Source organism: Pseudomonas sp. MC6 (assembly GCF_054790575.1).
Map to the genome: position 1 here is coordinate 5,748,424 of NZ_CP186504.1, position 14,668 is coordinate 5,763,091.

General features: G+C 54.4%; 28 protein-coding genes. All 28 read left to right on the forward strand.

The window, feature by feature from the left end; translation table 11 throughout:
- The first annotated feature begins 8 nt into the window (after nucleotides 1-8).
- The 28 genes from tuf to ACOYXE_RS25875 all read left to right on the forward strand — a co-directional run bounded on the left by tuf (nucleotide 9) and on the right by ACOYXE_RS25875 (nucleotide 14,630).
- Nucleotides 9-1,202: an elongation factor Tu gene (tuf, locus tag ACOYXE_RS25740; RefSeq protein ID WP_007918472.1), complete on the forward strand. Its 1,194-nt coding sequence runs from the start codon at nucleotides 9-11 to the stop codon at nucleotides 1,200-1,202.
- Between the two features lie 156 nt (nucleotides 1,203-1,358).
- The gene (gene rpsJ / locus ACOYXE_RS25745) at nucleotides 1,359-1,670 is read left to right on the forward strand and encodes a 30S ribosomal protein S10 (protein ID WP_003186070.1); all 312 of its coding nucleotides are present in this window, start codon (nucleotides 1,359-1,361) and stop codon (nucleotides 1,668-1,670) included.
- Between the two features lie 80 nt (nucleotides 1,671-1,750).
- Nucleotides 1,751-2,386: a 50S ribosomal protein L3 gene (gene rplC / locus ACOYXE_RS25750; protein WP_003228738.1), complete on the forward strand. Its 636-nt coding sequence runs from the start codon at nucleotides 1,751-1,753 to the stop codon at nucleotides 2,384-2,386.
- 12 nt (nucleotides 2,387-2,398) lie between these two features.
- Nucleotides 2,399-3,001, forward strand: a complete 603-nt coding sequence (rplD, locus tag ACOYXE_RS25755) for a 50S ribosomal protein L4 (RefSeq protein ID WP_007918468.1) — start codon at nucleotides 2,399-2,401, stop codon at nucleotides 2,999-3,001.
- Nucleotides 2,998-3,297, forward strand: coding sequence for a 50S ribosomal protein L23 (gene rplW / locus ACOYXE_RS25760; protein ID WP_002555488.1), 300 nt, complete (start codon nucleotides 2,998-3,000; stop codon nucleotides 3,295-3,297). The genes rplD and rplW overlap by 4 nt, the downstream gene beginning before the upstream one ends.
- Nucleotides 3,298-3,311: 14 nt before the next feature.
- Nucleotides 3,312-4,136 (forward strand): 50S ribosomal protein L2, encoded by an 825-nt coding sequence (gene rplB / locus ACOYXE_RS25765; protein ID WP_003228734.1) that lies wholly within the window; start codon nucleotides 3,312-3,314, stop codon nucleotides 4,134-4,136.
- Between the two features lie 16 nt (nucleotides 4,137-4,152).
- Nucleotides 4,153-4,428, forward strand: a complete 276-nt coding sequence (gene rpsS / locus ACOYXE_RS25770) for a 30S ribosomal protein S19 (RefSeq protein WP_003228731.1) — start codon at nucleotides 4,153-4,155, stop codon at nucleotides 4,426-4,428.
- 11 nt (nucleotides 4,429-4,439) lie between these two features.
- A complete protein-coding gene (gene rplV / locus ACOYXE_RS25775) occupies nucleotides 4,440-4,772 on the forward strand; it encodes a 50S ribosomal protein L22 (protein ID WP_003103908.1) in 333 nt (110 codons plus the stop codon).
- 13 nt (nucleotides 4,773-4,785) lie between these two features.
- Entirely contained in the window at nucleotides 4,786-5,472 is a 687-nt protein-coding gene (gene rpsC, locus ACOYXE_RS25780) for a 30S ribosomal protein S3 (RefSeq protein WP_003176422.1), read from the forward strand.
- Nucleotides 5,473-5,484: 12 nt separating this feature from the next.
- Nucleotides 5,485-5,898, forward strand: coding sequence for a 50S ribosomal protein L16 (rplP, locus tag ACOYXE_RS25785; RefSeq protein ID WP_007896757.1), 414 nt, complete (start codon nucleotides 5,485-5,487; stop codon nucleotides 5,896-5,898).
- On the forward strand, nucleotides 5,898-6,089 hold the full coding sequence (gene rpmC, locus ACOYXE_RS25790; RefSeq protein ID WP_002555481.1) for a 50S ribosomal protein L29: 192 nt from the start codon (nucleotides 5,898-5,900) through the stop codon (nucleotides 6,087-6,089). The genes rplP and rpmC overlap by 1 nt, the downstream gene beginning before the upstream one ends.
- A 2-nt stretch (nucleotides 6,090-6,091) precedes the next feature.
- Entirely contained in the window at nucleotides 6,092-6,358 is a 267-nt protein-coding gene (rpsQ, locus tag ACOYXE_RS25795; RefSeq protein WP_003176419.1) for a 30S ribosomal protein S17, read from the forward strand.
- 23 nt (nucleotides 6,359-6,381) lie between these two features.
- Nucleotides 6,382-6,750 (forward strand): 50S ribosomal protein L14, encoded by a 369-nt coding sequence (gene rplN, locus ACOYXE_RS25800; protein ID WP_002555479.1) that lies wholly within the window; start codon nucleotides 6,382-6,384, stop codon nucleotides 6,748-6,750.
- A gap of 11 nt (nucleotides 6,751-6,761) precedes the next feature.
- Entirely contained in the window at nucleotides 6,762-7,076 is a 315-nt protein-coding gene (rplX, locus tag ACOYXE_RS25805; RefSeq protein WP_003176416.1) for a 50S ribosomal protein L24, read from the forward strand.
- A gap of 20 nt (nucleotides 7,077-7,096) precedes the next feature.
- Nucleotides 7,097-7,636, forward strand: a complete 540-nt coding sequence (gene rplE, locus ACOYXE_RS25810; protein WP_003176415.1) for a 50S ribosomal protein L5 — start codon at nucleotides 7,097-7,099, stop codon at nucleotides 7,634-7,636.
- A 13-nt stretch (nucleotides 7,637-7,649) separates the two neighbouring features.
- Nucleotides 7,650-7,955: a 30S ribosomal protein S14 gene (rpsN, locus tag ACOYXE_RS25815; RefSeq protein ID WP_007918460.1), complete on the forward strand. Its 306-nt coding sequence runs from the start codon at nucleotides 7,650-7,652 to the stop codon at nucleotides 7,953-7,955.
- A 209-nt stretch (nucleotides 7,956-8,164) separates the two neighbouring features.
- Nucleotides 8,165-8,557: a 30S ribosomal protein S8 gene (gene rpsH / locus ACOYXE_RS25820; protein WP_007918458.1), complete on the forward strand. Its 393-nt coding sequence runs from the start codon at nucleotides 8,165-8,167 to the stop codon at nucleotides 8,555-8,557.
- Between the two features lie 12 nt (nucleotides 8,558-8,569).
- Nucleotides 8,570-9,103, forward strand: coding sequence for a 50S ribosomal protein L6 (gene rplF / locus ACOYXE_RS25825; RefSeq protein ID WP_003176412.1), 534 nt, complete (start codon nucleotides 8,570-8,572; stop codon nucleotides 9,101-9,103).
- A gap of 10 nt (nucleotides 9,104-9,113) precedes the next feature.
- Entirely contained in the window at nucleotides 9,114-9,464 is a 351-nt protein-coding gene (gene rplR / locus ACOYXE_RS25830; RefSeq protein ID WP_003186037.1) for a 50S ribosomal protein L18, read from the forward strand.
- A 3-nt stretch (nucleotides 9,465-9,467) separates the two neighbouring features.
- Nucleotides 9,468-9,968, forward strand: coding sequence for a 30S ribosomal protein S5 (gene rpsE / locus ACOYXE_RS25835; RefSeq protein ID WP_003186035.1), 501 nt, complete (start codon nucleotides 9,468-9,470; stop codon nucleotides 9,966-9,968).
- 2 nt (nucleotides 9,969-9,970) lie between these two features.
- Entirely contained in the window at nucleotides 9,971-10,147 is a 177-nt protein-coding gene (gene rpmD / locus ACOYXE_RS25840) for a 50S ribosomal protein L30 (RefSeq protein WP_003176408.1), read from the forward strand.
- Between the two features lie 3 nt (nucleotides 10,148-10,150).
- Entirely contained in the window at nucleotides 10,151-10,588 is a 438-nt protein-coding gene (gene rplO / locus ACOYXE_RS25845; protein ID WP_003228720.1) for a 50S ribosomal protein L15, read from the forward strand.
- Nucleotides 10,589-11,917: a preprotein translocase subunit SecY gene (gene secY, locus ACOYXE_RS25850; RefSeq protein WP_003228718.1), complete on the forward strand. Its 1,329-nt coding sequence runs from the start codon at nucleotides 10,589-10,591 to the stop codon at nucleotides 11,915-11,917.
- A 27-nt stretch (nucleotides 11,918-11,944) separates the two neighbouring features.
- Nucleotides 11,945-12,061 (forward strand): 50S ribosomal protein L36, encoded by a 117-nt coding sequence (rpmJ, locus tag ACOYXE_RS25855; protein ID WP_002555468.1) that lies wholly within the window; start codon nucleotides 11,945-11,947, stop codon nucleotides 12,059-12,061.
- Between the two features lie 129 nt (nucleotides 12,062-12,190).
- Complete coding sequence (gene rpsM / locus ACOYXE_RS25860) at nucleotides 12,191-12,547, forward strand: 30S ribosomal protein S13 (RefSeq protein WP_009045849.1); 357 nt, start codon at nucleotides 12,191-12,193, stop codon at nucleotides 12,545-12,547.
- A 30-nt stretch (nucleotides 12,548-12,577) separates the two neighbouring features.
- Nucleotides 12,578-12,967 carry a 30S ribosomal protein S11 gene (gene rpsK / locus ACOYXE_RS25865; RefSeq protein ID WP_002555466.1) on the forward strand — a complete coding sequence of 130 codons (390 nt, stop codon included), beginning with the start codon at nucleotides 12,578-12,580 and terminating at the stop codon, nucleotides 12,965-12,967.
- 18 nt (nucleotides 12,968-12,985) lie between these two features.
- Nucleotides 12,986-13,606, forward strand: a complete 621-nt coding sequence (gene rpsD, locus ACOYXE_RS25870; protein WP_003176404.1) for a 30S ribosomal protein S4 — start codon at nucleotides 12,986-12,988, stop codon at nucleotides 13,604-13,606.
- Between the two features lie 22 nt (nucleotides 13,607-13,628).
- Nucleotides 13,629-14,630: a DNA-directed RNA polymerase subunit alpha gene (locus ACOYXE_RS25875; RefSeq protein WP_003186012.1), complete on the forward strand. Its 1,002-nt coding sequence runs from the start codon at nucleotides 13,629-13,631 to the stop codon at nucleotides 14,628-14,630.
- Nucleotides 14,631-14,668 lie beyond the last annotated feature (38 nt).

Sequence of the window (14,668 nt, forward strand, 5' to 3'; positions counted from 1 at the left end):
TAATTGTCGTGGCTAAAGAAAAATTTGATCGTTCCCTACCGCACGTCAACGTTGGCACCATTGGTCACGTTGACCACGGTAAAACCACTCTGACTGCTGCTCTGACTCGCGTTTGCTCCGAAGTTTTCGGTTCCGCAATCGTTGACTTCGACAAGATCGACAGCGCACCGGAAGAGAAAGCTCGCGGTATCACCATCAACACCGCACACGTTGAGTACAACTCGAAGATCCGTCACTACGCTCACGTTGACTGCCCAGGTCACGCTGACTATGTGAAGAACATGATCACCGGTGCTGCTCAAATGGACGGCGCTATTCTGGTTTGCTCGGCCGCTGATGGTCCGATGCCACAAACCCGTGAGCACATCCTGCTGTCCCGTCAGGTTGGCGTTCCGTACATCGTGGTTTTCCTGAACAAGGCTGACCTGGTAGACGACGCTGAGCTGCTGGAACTGGTTGAGATGGAAGTTCGCGACCTGCTGTCCACCTACGACTTCCCGGGCGATGACACTCCAATCATCATCGGTTCGGCTCGTATGGCTCTGGAAGGCAAAGACGACAACGAGATGGGCACCACTGCCGTCAAGAAACTGGTTGAAACTCTGGACAGCTACATCCCAGAACCAGTTCGCGTGACTGACAAGCCGTTCCTGATGCCAATCGAAGACGTATTCTCGATCTCTGGTCGCGGTACTGTTGTGACTGGTCGTATCGAGCGCGGTATTGTTCGCGTTCAAGATCCGCTGGAAATCGTTGGTCTGCGTGACACCACCGTTACTACTTGCACCGGTGTTGAAATGTTCCGCAAGCTGCTCGACGAAGGTCGTGCTGGCGAGAACTGCGGCGTTCTGCTGCGTGGTACCAAGCGTGACGACGTTGAGCGTGGTCAGGTTCTGGTTAAGCCGGGTTCGGTTAAGCCGCACACCACTTTTACCGCAGAAGTTTATGTTCTGAGCAAGGAAGAAGGCGGTCGTCACACTCCGTTCTTCAAAGGCTACCGTCCACAGTTCTACTTCCGTACTACTGACGTGACTGGTAACTGCGAGCTGCCAGAAGGCGTTGAAATGGTAATGCCAGGTGACAACATTCAGATGACTGTTACCCTGATCAAAACCATCGCAATGGAAGATGGCCTGCGTTTCGCTATCCGTGAAGGCGGTCGTACCGTCGGCGCTGGCGTCGTAGCCAAAATCATCGCGTAATTCTCTTTTATAGAGATTGCTTGATGATGTGAAAGCCCCCGCTCAGCGGGGGCTTTTTTATTGGGTTGACACCTATCTGGGGCGTCTATAGAATTGCGCCTCCTTTTAACGGGCGTATTGCGCTCGGTGGGAATAGCAGCCGGAGTCTGAAATCCAATGCAAAATCAGCAAATCCGTATCAGGTTGAAGGCTTTTGACCATCGCCTGATCGACCAATCAACCCAGGAAATCGTGGAAACCGCGAAACGTACTGGTGCTCAAGTGCGTGGTCCAATTCCACTGCCTACCCGTAAAGAGCGGTTCACCGTTCTGGTTTCTCCGCACGTCAACAAAGACGCGCGCGACCAGTACGAAATCCGCACTCATAAGCGCGTTCTGGACATCGTCCAGCCAACGGATAAAACCGTTGATGCACTTATGAAGCTTGATCTTGCGGCCGGTGTGGAAGTGCAGATCAGCCTCGGCTAAGACTCGGTCTTAGTCGTGTAACGCTCTGAAATGGGCGGCCATAGCGGGTGAAAGCCCCGTACACTCATGAGGTTTACAACATGACTATTGGTGTAGTCGGTCGTAAATGCGGTATGACCCGTATTTTCACCGAAGAAGGTGTCTCCATTCCGGTCACGGTCATTGAGATCGAACCGAATCGCGTCACCCAGTTCAAAACTGAAGAGACCGATGGCTATCGTGCAGTGCAAGTCACTGTCGGCGAGCGTCGCGCTTCGCGTGTAACAGCAGCTCAGGCTGGCCACTTCGCCAAGGCGAACGTTGCCGCTGGTCGCACTACCATGGAATTCCGTCTTGAAGAAGGCGAGTACCAGGCTGGCGATCTGATCAACGCTGAAATCTTCGCCGCTGGTCAGCTGGTTGATGTAACCGGTCAGTCCAAGGGTAAAGGCTTCCAGGGTACGATCAAGCGTTGGAATTTCCGCGGGCAAGATAACACCCACGGTAACTCCGTATCCCACCGCGTCCCAGGCTCTATCGGCCAGTGCCAGACTCCTGGTCGTGTATTCAAGGGCAAAAAAATGTCCGGTCATATGGGCGCTGAGCGCGTGACCGTGCAGTCCCTGGAAGTAGTGCGCGTGGACGCTGAACGCAATCTGTTGTTGGTCAAGGGTGCTGTTCCTGGCGCTACTGGCGGCAACCTGGTTGTACGTCCAGCAGCCAAGGCTCGCGGTTAAGGGGAAGCTGACATGCAATTAAATGTAAATGACGCTCAAGCGATCGAAGTTTCCGAACTGACGTTTGGCGGCGAGTTCAATGAGACGCTGGTTCACCAAGCAGTCGTGGCCTACATGGCCGGCGGCCGTCAAGGTACCAAGCAGCAAAAGACCCGTTCCGACGTTCGTGGTGGCGGCAAGCGCCCATGGCGTCAGAAAGGTACTGGCCGTGCTCGTGCCGGTACTATCCGTAGCCCAATCTGGCGTGGCGGCGGTACCACTTTCGCAGCTCGTCCACAGGATCACTCCCAGAAGCTGAACAAGAAGATGTATCGCGCAGCAATGCGTTCCATCCTTGCTGAGCTGGTGCGTACTGATCGTCTGGTCGTGGTTCAGGATTTCGCTGTTGAAACGCCGAAAACCAAAGACCTGCTGGGCAAACTGAACAACATGAGCCTGACCGACGTTTTGATCGTGTCGGACGCTGTTGATCAGAACCTGTACCTGGCTGCTCGTAACCTGCCGCACGTAGATGTGCGTGACGTTCAAGGTTCCGATCCAGTTAGTCTGATCGCATACGACAAGGTGTTGATCACCGTGTCGGCCGTGAAGAAATTCGAGGAGCTGCTGGGATGAACCAGGAACGCGTATTTAAAGTTCTGCTTGGCCCGCACGTTTCCGAGAAGGCTACGGTTCTGGCAGACAAGAAAGGCCAGTTCGTTTTCAAGGTTGCTACTGATGCAACCAAGCTGGAAATCAAGAAGGCCGTCGAAAGCCTGTTCAGCGTGAAAGTAGAGCGCGTCACTACCCTGAACGTTCTGGGTAAGAGCAAGCGCACTGCTCGCGGTCTGGGCAAGCGTAATGACTGGAAGAAGGCAGTTATCTCCCTTCAGCCAGGCCAAGATCTCGATTTCAGCAGCAGTGCTGAGTAAGGAAGGGGTGCATCATGGCAATCGTTAAATGCAAACCGACTTCCCCTGGCCGCCGTTTTGTGGTCAAGGTGGTCAACCAGGAGCTGCATAAAGGCGCTCCTCACGCACCGCTGCTCGAGAAAAAATCGAAGACTGGTGGTCGTAACAACAATGGCCGTATTACCACGCGTCACATCGGTGGTGGTCATAAGCAGCATTATCGTATGGTCGATTTCCGTCGCAACGACAAAGATGGCATCGTCGCCACTGTCGAGCGTATCGAATACGATCCAAACCGTACTGCTCACATCGCACTGCTCTGCTACGCAGACGGCGAGCGCCGCTACATCATCGCCCCTAAAGGCGTGAGTGCTGGTGACCAGCTGATCGCGGGCGCTCTGGCTCCAATCAAGCCAGGCAACGCTCTGCAACTGCGCAACATTCCAGTCGGTTCTACCGTACACGGCATCGAACTGAAGCCAGGTAAAGGCGCACAGATCGCTCGTTCCGCTGGTGCTTCGGCTCAGCTGATCGCTCGTGAAGGCGTGTACGTTACCCTGCGTCTGCGTTCCGGTGAAATGCGTAAAGTCCTGGCTGAATGCCGTGCGACCCTGGGCGAAGTCTCGAACTCCGAGCACAGCCTGCGTTCGCTGGGTAAAGCTGGTGCCAAACGCTGGCGTGGCGTTCGCCCAACCGTTCGTGGTGTTGCCATGAACCCGGTTGACCACCCGCATGGTGGTGGTGAAGGTCGTACCTCTGGTGGTCGTCATCCGGTATCGCCATGGGGCTTCCCGACTAAGGGCGCGAAGACTCGTGGTAATAAGCGTACCGACAAAATGATCGTCCGTCGTCGCAAGTAAATAGAGGGATACGACAGTGCCACGTTCTCTGAAAAAAGGTCCTTTTATTGATCTTCACCTACTGAAGAAGATCGAAGTGGCGGCGGAAAAGAACGATCGCAAACCAATTAAGACTTGGTCGCGTCGTTCGATGATCCTGCCACAGATGGTCGGTCTGACCATCGCCGTACATAACGGTCGTCAGCACGTCCCAGTTCTCGTGAACGAAGACATGGTCGGCCATAAACTGGGCGAGTTCGCCGGTACCCGCACATATCGTGGGCACGTGGCTGACAAGAAAGCCAAGCGTTAAGGGGTTAGGAAATGGAAGTAGCCGCTAAGTTGTCGGGCGCTCGAATCTCCGCCCAGAAAGCCCGCTTGGTCGCCGACCAGATCCGCGGGAAGAAGGTGGGCGAAGCGCTCAACTTGTTGGCTTTCAGCAGTAAGAAAGCCGCCGAGATCATGAAGAAAGTGCTGGAGTCGGCCGTAGCCAACGCCGAGCATAACGAAGGCGCAGACGTTGATGACCTTAAAGTCAGCACCGTTTTCGTCAACGAAGGGCGTTCGCTGAAGCGCATCATGCCACGTGCCAAAGGCCGTGCTGATCGCATCGTCAAGCGGTCTTGCCATATCACTGTCAAGGTTGCTGACAAGTAACGGAGTCGAAGAGATGGGTCAGAAAGTACATCCCATTGGCATTCGCCTGGGAATCGTCAAGGAGCACACCTCCGTCTGGTACGCAGACGGTCGGACTTATGCGGACTATTTGTTCGCAGATCTGAAAGTGCGTGAGTATCTCCAAGACAAACTAAAAAGCGCGTCCGTAAGCCGTATCGATATCCATCGTCCGGCCCAAACTGCACGTATCACCATCCACACCGCTCGTCCGGGTATCGTTATCGGGAAGAAAGGTGAAGATGTTGAGAAACTGCGTCAGGACCTGACCAAGCAAATGGGTGTGCCTGTGCACATCAATATCGAAGAGATCCGCAAGCCGGAGCTCGACGGTATGCTGGTTGCGCAGAGCGTAGCTCAGCAGCTGGAGCGTCGTGTAATGTTCCGTCGCGCTATGAAGCGCGCCGTTCAGAACGCCATGCGCATTGGTGCCAAAGGCATCAAAATCCAAGTGAGCGGTCGTCTCGGCGGTGCTGAAATCGCACGTACTGAATGGTATCGCGAAGGTCGTGTGCCATTGCACACCCTGCGTGCCGACATCGACTATGCCAACTACGAAGCTCACACCACTTACGGTGTGATCGGTGTAAAGGTTTGGATCTTCAAAGGCGAAGTAATTGGTGGTCGCCAAGAAGAGCTGAAACCACAAGCACCAGCGCCTCGTAAAAAAGCTGCTAAGTAAGGGGTACGCCAAATGTTGCAACCTAAGCGTACGAAGTTCCGCAAGCAGATGACAGGCCACAACCGTGGTCTGGCTCAGCGCGGTAGCAAAGTCAGCTTCGGCGAGTTCGCGCTGAAGTCTGTAGCTCGTGGTCGTCTCACCGCTCGTCAGATCGAGTCAGCGCGCCGTGCTCTGACCCGTCACGTTAAACGTGGCGGCAAGATCTGGATCCGTGTATTCCCGGACAAGCCTATTTCCAAGAAGCCACTCGAAGTTCGGATGGGTAAAGGTAAGGGTAGTGTGGAGTACTGGGTTGCCCAGATTCAGCCAGGCAAAGTCCTGTATGAAATCGAGGGTGTTTCTGAAGAGCTGGCGCGTGAGGCTTTTGCCCTGGCTGCTGCAAAGCTGCCGCTCGCCACCGCCTTTGTTAAACGGACGGTGATGTGATGAAAGCGAATGAACTTCGTGAAAAATCCGCACAGCAGCTGAACGAGCAACTGCTCGGCTTGCTGCGCGACCAGTTCAATCTGCGTATGCAGAAAGCAACTGGCCAGTTGGGGCAGTCTCATCTGCTCTCGCAAGTTAAGCGTGACATCGCTCGCGTGAAGACTGTGCTCAACCAGCAGGCAGGTAAGTAATCATGGCTGAAGCCGAAAAAACTGTCCGTACGCTGACTGGCCGTGTTGTCAGCGACAAGATGGACAAAACCATCACCGTACTGATCGAGCGTCGCGTTAAGCACCCGATCTACGGTAAATACGTTAAGCGTTCGACTAAGCTGCACGCGCACGACGAAACCAATCAGTGCCACATCGGCGACAAAGTCACTATTCGTGAAACTCGTCCTTTGGCCAAGACCAAGTCTTGGGCGCTGGTTGATGTTCTCGAACGCGCTGTGGAAGTCTAAGGACTAGGGGTCGGAGAAATTATATGATTCAGACTCAATCCATGCTCGATGTGGCCGATAACAGCGGCGCTCGCCGCGTTATGTGCATCAAGGTGCTGGGTGGCTCCCATCGTCGTTACGCTGGTATCGGTGACATCATCAAAGTTACCGTGAAGGAAGCAATTCCTCGCGGTAAAGTGAAAAAAGGCCAAGTGATGACTGCTGTTGTAGTCCGCACTCGTCACGGCGTACGTCGTGCTGATGGCTCCATTATCCGCTTTGATGGCAACGCTGCTGTTCTTCTGAACAACAAGCAAGAGCCGATCGGCACCCGTATCTTTGGGCCAGTGACCCGTGAACTTCGTACTGAGAAGTTCATGAAGATCGTCTCGCTCGCCCCAGAAGTGCTGTAAGGAGATCCGACATGCAAAAGATTCGTCGTGACGACGAGATCATCGTGATCGCCGGCAAAGACAAAGGTAAGCGCGGTAAGGTGCTTAAGGTTCTTGCTAATAACCGTCTGGTTATTGGTGGTCTGAACCTGGTCAAGCGTCATACCAAGCCTAACCCGATGTCGGGCGTACAAGGCGGTATCGTCGAAAAAGAAGCTCCACTGGACGCTTCTAACGTCGCCATTTTCAACGGCGAAACCAACAAGGCTGACCGCGTTGGTTTCAAAGTAGAAGACGGCAAGAAAATTCGTGTCTTCAAGTCGACCCAAAAAGCGGTTGATGCTTGAACACTGCTAGGTAGAAGACCATGGCACGACTAAAAGAGATTTACTGGAAGGAAATCGCACCGAAGCTTAAGGAAGAACTTAAGCTTTCGAACGTGATGGAAGTTCCACGCGTTACAAAGATCACCCTGAACATGGGTCTGGGCGAAGCTGTTGGTGACAAGAAAGTCATCGAGCATGCTGTTGCTGACCTGGAAAAGATCACCGGCCAAAAAGTCGTTGTGACCTACGCTCGTAAATCCATCGCTGGCTTTAAAGTCCGTGAAGGATGGCCGATCGGCGTCAAGGTGACTCTGCGCCGTGAGCGTATGTATGAGTTCCTGGATCGTCTGCTGTCGATCTCCCTGCCTCGGGTTCGCGACTTCCGCGGCCTGAATGCCAAGTCCTTCGATGGTCGTGGTAACTACAGCATGGGCGTGAAAGAGCAGATCATTTTCCCGGAAATCGACTACGACAAGATCGATGCTCTCCGCGGTCTGGACATTACCCTGACCACCACTGCCAAGAACGATGATGAAGGCCGCGCTCTGCTGCGTGCTTTCAAATTCCCGTTCCGCAACTGATTGGAGTAGGAAAATGGCCAAGAAGAGCATGAAAAACCGTGAGCTGAAGCGTCAGCTCACTGTTGCCAAGTACGCCACCAAGCGTGCAGCGCTGAAAGCTATCATCGTCGATCTGAACGCAAGTCCAGAAGCGCGTTGGGAAGCTACCGTAGCACTGCAGAAGCAACCACGTGACGCAAGCGCTGCGCGCATGCGTAACCGTTGCCGCCTGACTGGTCGTCCGCACGGCGTTTACCGCAAGTTCGGCCTTGGCCGTAACAAGCTGCGTGAAGCTGCAATGCGTGGTGACGTACCAGGTCTGGTTAAAGCCAGCTGGTAATTGCTGTCAAAGTCTCGATGTTCGGGTTCGCAAGAACCTGACCATCGGTGGCCTTGAATCTGAATCAAGCCCCTTTTGGGGCTTGATTCATTTCTGGGGTGTGTCTAGAATGACCGGCTCGCCTGAGCCCGTGTTTTTCATACCCGGAAGTTCTCGGCGACAAGTAGTAGCCGTAAGGCTAATTTTTCTGTATTAGGAGCGTCTAGCCCATGAGTATGCAGGACCCGTTAGCGGACATGCTAACTCGAATCCGTAATGCCCAGATGGCTGAAAAGTCTGTCGTAAGCATGCCGTCTTCCACGCTGAAGGTGGCTGTAGCAAAAGTCCTGAAGGACGAAGGTTACATCGCGGATTTTCAGATCACCACCGACGCTAAGCCGTCGTTGTCCATCGAGCTGAAGTACTTCGAAGGCCGTCCGGTTATCGAAGAAGTGAAGCGCGTTAGTCGTCCAGGCCTGCGTCAGTACAAGTCCGTTGAAGATCTGCCGAAAGTTCGTGGCGGTCTTGGCGTGTCTATCGTCTCCACCAACAAAGGTGTGATGACGGATCGTGCTGCGCGCGCTGCCGGTGTCGGCGGCGAAGTTCTTTGCACTGTGTTCTAAGGGGGGATAAGCATGTCTCGCGTCGCTAAGAACCCCGTTAAGCTGCCAGCCGGTGTCGAAGTAAAATTCGCAGGCCAACAGCTTTCGGTGAAGGGTGCCAAGGGCACTCTTGAACTGAACATCCATTCGTCCGTTGAGATCGTTGAAGAAGCTGGTGAGCTGCGTTTCGCTGCTCGCAATGGCGATCAACAAACTCGCGCAATGGCCGGTACCACGCGTGCGTTGGTAAACAACATGGTCCAAGGCGTAAGCCAAGGCTTCGAGCGCAAGCTCCAGCTGGTCGGTGTTGGTTACAAGGCGCAAGCAAAAGGCACGGTTCTGAACCTGGCCCTTGGCTTCTCGCACCCAGTGGATTACGAACTGCCGGAAGGCATCACCGCTGAGACTCCTAGCCAGACCGATATCCTGATCAAGGGCATCGATAAGCAGCTGGTAGGTCAAGTGGCCGCTGAGATCCGCGACTTCCGTCCACCAGAGCCGTACAAAGGCAAAGGTGTGCGCTACGCGGACGAAGTCGTCCGTCGTAAAGAAGCCAAGAAGAAGTAGGGCATAGCAAATGACCGACAAAAAAGTTACTCGACTGCGTCGCGCTCGCAAAGCACGCCTGAAAATGCACGAACTCGAAGTCGTGCGTCTCTGCGTGTTCCGCTCGTCGCAGCACATCTACGCCCAGGTCATCTCGGCCGACGGCAACAAAGTCCTGGCAAGCGCCTCGACTTTGGATAAAGAACTGCGTGATGGCGCCACTGGCAACATCGACGCGGCCACAAAGGTTGGCCAGCTGGTCGCTACGCGTGCTAAGGCCGCTGGCGTCTCGCAAGTGGCTTTCGACCGCTCTGGCTTCAAGTACCACGGCCGCGTTAAAGCGCTGGCTGATGCTGCTCGTGAAGCTGGGCTGGAGTTCTAAGTTATGTCAAATAACGACCAAAAGCGCGACGAAGGCTACATTGAGAAGCTGGTTCAAGTTAACCGCGTAGCCAAAACCGTTAAAGGCGGCCGTATCTTCACTTTCACTGCGTTGACCGTGGTTGGTGATGGTAAAGGGCGTGTTGGCTTCGGCCGTGGCAAGTCGCGTGAAGTGCCTGCTGCGATCCAGAAGGCAATGGAAGCTGCTCGCCGCAACATGATCCAAGTTGATCTGAACGGCACCACTCTGCAGTACGCAATGAAGTCCGCTCACGGCGCTTCGAAGGTGTACATGCAGCCTGCTTCTGAAGGTACCGGTATCATCGCTGGCGGCGCTATGCGTGCTGTCCTCGAAGTTGCTGGCGTTCAGAACGTTCTGGCCAAGTGCTACGGCTCGACTAACCCGGTAAACGTGGTTCACGCCACTTTCAAAGGTTTGAAGGCTATGCAGTCTCCTGAATCCATTGCCGCCAAGCGTGGCAAAAGCGTCAAGGAGATCTTCTGATCATGGCTACCGTAAAAGTAACGCTGATCAAAAGCATGACCGGCCGCATCCCTAACCACAAACTGTGCGTTAAGGGTCTGGGTCTGCGTCGCATCGGTCACACTGTAGAAGTCCAGGATACTCCCGAGAATCGCGGGATGATCAACAAGGCTTACTACATGCTGCGTGTCGAGGGTTAATCGATGAAACTCAATGATCTGAGTCCAGCGCCGGGTTCCCGTCGTGAAAAGCATCGTCCGGGCCGTGGTATCGGTAGCGGTTTGGGTAAGACTGGTGGCCGTGGCCACAAAGGTCAGACCTCCCGCTCCGGTGGCACCATCGCTCCAGGCTTTGAAGGCGGTCAACAGCCGCTGCATCGTCGCCTGCCGAAGTTCGGTTTCGTTTCCCTGAAAGCCATGGATCGCGCAGAAGTGCGTTTGTCCGAGCTGGCTAAAGTGGAAGGCGACATCGTCACCGTGCAGTCCCTGAAAGATGCCAACGTGATCAACGTCAACGTACAGCGTGTGAAAATCATGCTGTCCGGTGAAGTGACTCGCGCTGTCACTATCGGCAAGGGAATCGGCGCCACCAAAGGTGCGCGTGCGGCTATCGAAGCAGCTGGCGGCAAGTTCGAGGAATAAATGGCTAAGCAAGGTGCTCTCTCTGCGCTCGGCAAAGGCGGTATGTCTGAACTCTGGGCTCGTCTGCGTTTTCTGTTCCTGGCGATTATCGTCTACCGAATAGGCGCACACATCCCGGTTCCAGGTATCAACCCGGACCGACTCGCAGACCTGTTTCGACAGAATGAGGGGACCATTCTTAGCTTGTTCAACATGTTCTCCGGCGGCGCGCTGGAACGGATGAGCATCTTTGCACTGGGGATCATGCCGTACATTTCGGCTTCGATCATCATGCAACTGATGACCGCCGTCAGCCCGCAGCTGGAGCAGTTGAAGAAGGAAGGTGAAGCTGGCCGTCGCAAGATCAGCCAGTACACCCGCTACGGCACCGTCGTCCTCGCTCTTGTTCAGGCTATTGGCATGTCCATTGGTCTGGCGGGGCAGGGCGTTGCGTTCACTGGTGACTTTGGCTTCCATTTCGTCGCGGTATCCACTTTTGTGGCTGGTGCGATGTTCATGATGTGGCTAGGTGAGCAGATTACTGAGCGTGGTGTAGGTAACGGTATCTCGATGTTGATTTTTTCGGGTATCGTCGCCGGTCTTCCGAGAGCAATCGGGCAGTCTTTCGAGTCTGCGCGTCAGGGTGATATCAACATCTTCGCCCTGGTTGCCATCGGTTTGCTGGCAGTAGCGATTATCGGTTTTGTGGTGTTCATTGAGCGTGGTCAGCGTCGTATCGCTGTTCACTACGCCAAGCGTCAGCAGGGCCGCAAGGTTTTTGCTGCGCAGACAAGCCACTTGCCGCTGAAAGTGAACATGGCTGGTGTTATTCCGGCTATTTTCGCGAGCAGCATTTTGCTGTTCCCGGCTTCGCTGGGTGCCTGGTTTGGTCAGTCTGAAGGTATGGGCTGGTTGCAGGACATCTCGCAGTCGATCGCTCCTGGTCAGCCGTTGAATATTCTGCTGTTTAGTGCAGGGATTATTTTCTTCTGCTTCTTCTATACGGCGTTGATGTTCAATCCGAAAGACGTAGCGGAAAACCTGAAGAAGTCCGGTGCCTTTATTCCGGGCATCCGTCCAGGTGAGCAGTCTGCGCGCTACATTGATGGCGTTCTGACTCGCTTGACCATGTTCGGTGCTCTTTACATGACGGCCGTGTGCCTGTTGCCCCAGTTCCTGGTGGTTGCAGCAAACGTTCCGTTCTACCTTGGCGGGACCTCGTTGCTGATCGTGGTCGTGGTTGTGATGGACTTCATGTCCCAAGTACAATCGCACCTCGTTTCGCACCAGTACGAATCCCTGATGAAGAAAGCCAACCTGAAGGGTTACGGCAGCGGCATGTTGCGCTGAGTACCCATAAGGTTCGAGGAGTTGGTGATGAAAGTTCGTGCATCGGTGAAAAAGCTGTGCCGTAACTGCAAGATTATTCGCCGCGAAGGTGTTGTTCGAGTAATTTGCAGCGCGGAACCGCGTCACAAACAGCGCCAAGGCTGAGTGTGATCCGCTTGAAGCCCGGCAGCTAGTGCGCTGCCGGGTTGATTATTTGTTATTACAGCGATATTATCTCGCGCCCTATTTCTTGGCTTCCGGGGCGTAGGTAGCTGTCAATTGGAGTCCCACTGAATGGCCCGTATTGCAGGCGTTAACATTCCAGATAACAAGCACACTGTTATCTCGCTGACCTACATCTATGGTGTCGGTCGCACTACTGCGCAGAAAATTTGCGCAGAGACTGGGGTAAACCCAGCCGCAAAGATCAAAGATCTGAGCGACGAGCAGATTGAGCAATTGCGTGGCGAAGTGGCGAAGTTCACCACTGAAGGTGACCTGCGTCGCGAAATCAACATGAAAATCAAGCGTTTGATGGACCTCGGTTGCTACCGTGGTCTGCGTCATCGTCGTGGTCTTCCAGTACGCGGTCAGCGTACCAAGACTAACGCGCGTACCCGTAAAGGTCCGCGTAAGCCGATCCGCAAGTAATCGCCCACGCGAATCGACAGGAAATTAATCATGGCAAAACCTGCTGCTCGTCCTCGTAAAAAAGTTAAAAAGACAGTGGTTGATGGCATCGCCCACATCCATGCTTCTTTTAACAACACAATCGTGACCATCACCGACCGTCAAGGTAACGCGCTTTCTTGGGCTACCTCTGGTGGTTCGGGTTTCCGCGGTTCCCGCAAGTCCACCCCGTTTGCTGCTCAAGTAGCTGCTGAACGTGCTGGTCAAGCTGCGCTGGAATATGGCCTGAAAAACCTCGACGTCAACGTCAAAGGTCCAGGTCCAGGTCGTGAATCCGCAGTCCGCGCTTTGAACGGCTGTGGCTACAAGATCGCCAGCATCACCGACGTGACGCCAATCCCGCACAACGGGTGCCGTCCGCCGAAGAAGCGCCGCGTGTAATCCAGGAGATTGTAAAGAATGGCTCGTTACATTGGTCCAAAATGCAAACTCGCTCGTCGCGAAGGCACCGATCTCTTCCTGAAGAGCGGCGTGCGCGCGATCGAATCGAAGTGCAACATTGAAGCAGCACCTGGTATCCACGGCCAACGCCGCGGTCGCCAGTCCGACTACGGCACCCAACTGCGTGAAAAGCAGAAGGTCCGTCGTATCTACGGCGTTCTCGAGCGTCAGTTCAGCGGCTACTACAAAGAAGCTGCTGGCAAGAAAGGTGCAACCGGTGAAAACCTGCTGCAACTGCTCGAATGCCGTCTGGACAACGTTGTATATCGTATGGGCTTTGGTTCGACTCGTGCCGAATCCCGTCAACTGGTATCGCACAAGTCGATCAGCGTTAACGGTCAGACCGTAAACGTTCCGTCGTATCAGGTTCGTGCTGGTGACGTGGTTGCAGTTCGCGAGAAAGCAAAAAACCAACTTCGCATTGTCCAAGCTCTCGATCTGTGTGCCCAACGTGGCCGCGTAGAATGGGTAGAAGTAGACACTGAGAAGAAGTCGGGCGTTTTCAAGAACGTTCCTGCTCGCAGTGATCTGTCCGCCGACATCAACGAAAGCCTGATTGTCGAGCTCTACTCCAAGTAAGGGCTAGAAAATAGGTGCATCCATGCAGATTTCGGTAAATGAGTTCCTGACACCCCGCCATATTGATGTGCAGGTTGTCAGTCCAACCCGCGCCAAGATCACACTCGAGCCTCTCGAGCGTGGTTTTGGCCACACCCTGGGCAACGCGCTGCGACGCATCCTGTTGTCCTCAATGCCCGGCTGCGCAGTAGTCGAGGCCGAGATTGACGGTGTGCTCCACGAGTACAGCGCCATCGAAGGTGTACAGGAAGACGTAATTGAAATCCTGTTGAACCTTAAAGGTCTGGCCATCAAGCTGCACGGTCGTGACGAAGTTACGCTGACCTTGTCGAAGAAGGGTTCGGGGGTGGTTACCGCTGCCGATATTCAGCTGGATCATGATGTCGAGATCGTTAACCCCGATCACGTAATCGCTAACCTGGCGTCTAACGGCGCCCTGAACATGAAGCTCACCGTAGCTCGTGGTCGTGGTTATGAACCAGCAGACTCGCGTCAGAGCGATGAAGACGAAAGCCGCAGCATCGGTCGCTTGCAGCTTGACTCTTCGTTCAGCCCGGTTCGCCGTATCGCATACGTGGTGGAAAACGCCCGTGTCGAGCAGCGTACTAACCTGGACAAGCTGGTTATTGATCTGGAAACCAACGGTACTCTGGATCCTGAAGAGGCTATCCGCCGCGCTGCAACCATTCTGCAACAGCAGTTGGCTGCGTTCGTCGACCTCAAAGGTGACAGTGAGCCAGTGGTTGTCGAGCAGGAAGACGAGATCGATCCGATCCTGCTTCGCCCGGTTGACGATCTGGAACTGACTGTACGTTCGGCTAACTGCCTTAAGGCGGAAAACATCTACTACATCGGTGACCTGATTCAGCGCACCGAAGTGGAGCTGTTGAAGACTCCGAACCTGGGCAAGAAATCCTTGACTGAAATCAAGGACGTTCTGGCCTCCCGCGGTCTGTCCCTCGGCATGCGCCTCGACAACTGGCCGCCTGCAAGTCTTAAGAAGGACGACAAGGCGACTGCCTGATCGTCGTAATCACCGAACGTAGTGTTTGGTAAGGAATG

Excerpts from the sequence above, each read along its gene's own strand:
- rpsD (WP_003176404.1), top strand. The coding sequence starts at position 12,986 with ATGGCTCGTTACATTGGTCCAAAATGCAAACTCGCTCGTCGCGAAGGC.
- rplE (WP_003176415.1), top strand. The coding sequence starts at position 7,097 with ATGGCACGACTAAAAGAGATTTACTGGAAGGAAATCGCACCGAAGCTT.
- rpmC (WP_002555481.1), top strand. The coding sequence starts at position 5,898 with ATGAAAGCGAATGAACTTCGTGAAAAATCCGCACAGCAGCTGAACGAG.
- rpsM (WP_009045849.1), top strand. The coding sequence starts at position 12,191 with ATGGCCCGTATTGCAGGCGTTAACATTCCAGATAACAAGCACACTGTT.
- rplW (WP_002555488.1), top strand. The coding sequence starts at position 2,998 with ATGAACCAGGAACGCGTATTTAAAGTTCTGCTTGGCCCGCACGTTTCC.
- rplD (WP_007918468.1), top strand. The coding sequence starts at position 2,399 with ATGCAATTAAATGTAAATGACGCTCAAGCGATCGAAGTTTCCGAACTG.
- rplP (WP_007896757.1), top strand. The coding sequence starts at position 5,485 with ATGTTGCAACCTAAGCGTACGAAGTTCCGCAAGCAGATGACAGGCCAC.
- ACOYXE_RS25875 (WP_003186012.1), top strand. The coding sequence starts at position 13,629 with ATGCAGATTTCGGTAAATGAGTTCCTGACACCCCGCCATATTGATGTG.
- rpsN (WP_007918460.1), top strand. The coding sequence starts at position 7,650 with ATGGCCAAGAAGAGCATGAAAAACCGTGAGCTGAAGCGTCAGCTCACT.
- rpsQ (WP_003176419.1), top strand. The coding sequence starts at position 6,092 with ATGGCTGAAGCCGAAAAAACTGTCCGTACGCTGACTGGCCGTGTTGTC.
- rpmJ (WP_002555468.1), top strand. The coding sequence starts at position 11,945 with ATGAAAGTTCGTGCATCGGTGAAAAAGCTGTGCCGTAACTGCAAGATT.
- rplN (WP_002555479.1), top strand. The coding sequence starts at position 6,382 with ATGATTCAGACTCAATCCATGCTCGATGTGGCCGATAACAGCGGCGCT.
- rplV (WP_003103908.1), top strand. The coding sequence starts at position 4,440 with ATGGAAGTAGCCGCTAAGTTGTCGGGCGCTCGAATCTCCGCCCAGAAA.
- rplF (WP_003176412.1), top strand. The coding sequence starts at position 8,570 with ATGTCTCGCGTCGCTAAGAACCCCGTTAAGCTGCCAGCCGGTGTCGAA.
- rpsH (WP_007918458.1), top strand. The coding sequence starts at position 8,165 with ATGAGTATGCAGGACCCGTTAGCGGACATGCTAACTCGAATCCGTAAT.
- secY (WP_003228718.1), top strand. The coding sequence starts at position 10,589 with ATGGCTAAGCAAGGTGCTCTCTCTGCGCTCGGCAAAGGCGGTATGTCT.
- rpsE (WP_003186035.1), top strand. The coding sequence starts at position 9,468 with ATGTCAAATAACGACCAAAAGCGCGACGAAGGCTACATTGAGAAGCTG.
- rpsC (WP_003176422.1), top strand. The coding sequence starts at position 4,786 with ATGGGTCAGAAAGTACATCCCATTGGCATTCGCCTGGGAATCGTCAAG.
- rplR (WP_003186037.1), top strand. The coding sequence starts at position 9,114 with ATGACCGACAAAAAAGTTACTCGACTGCGTCGCGCTCGCAAAGCACGC.
- rplB (WP_003228734.1), top strand. The coding sequence starts at position 3,312 with ATGGCAATCGTTAAATGCAAACCGACTTCCCCTGGCCGCCGTTTTGTG.
- rplX (WP_003176416.1), top strand. The coding sequence starts at position 6,762 with ATGCAAAAGATTCGTCGTGACGACGAGATCATCGTGATCGCCGGCAAA.
- rpmD (WP_003176408.1), top strand. The coding sequence starts at position 9,971 with ATGGCTACCGTAAAAGTAACGCTGATCAAAAGCATGACCGGCCGCATC.
- rpsJ (WP_003186070.1), top strand. The coding sequence starts at position 1,359 with ATGCAAAATCAGCAAATCCGTATCAGGTTGAAGGCTTTTGACCATCGC.
- rpsK (WP_002555466.1), top strand. The coding sequence starts at position 12,578 with ATGGCAAAACCTGCTGCTCGTCCTCGTAAAAAAGTTAAAAAGACAGTG.
- rplO (WP_003228720.1), top strand. The coding sequence starts at position 10,151 with ATGAAACTCAATGATCTGAGTCCAGCGCCGGGTTCCCGTCGTGAAAAG.
- rplC (WP_003228738.1), top strand. The coding sequence starts at position 1,751 with ATGACTATTGGTGTAGTCGGTCGTAAATGCGGTATGACCCGTATTTTC.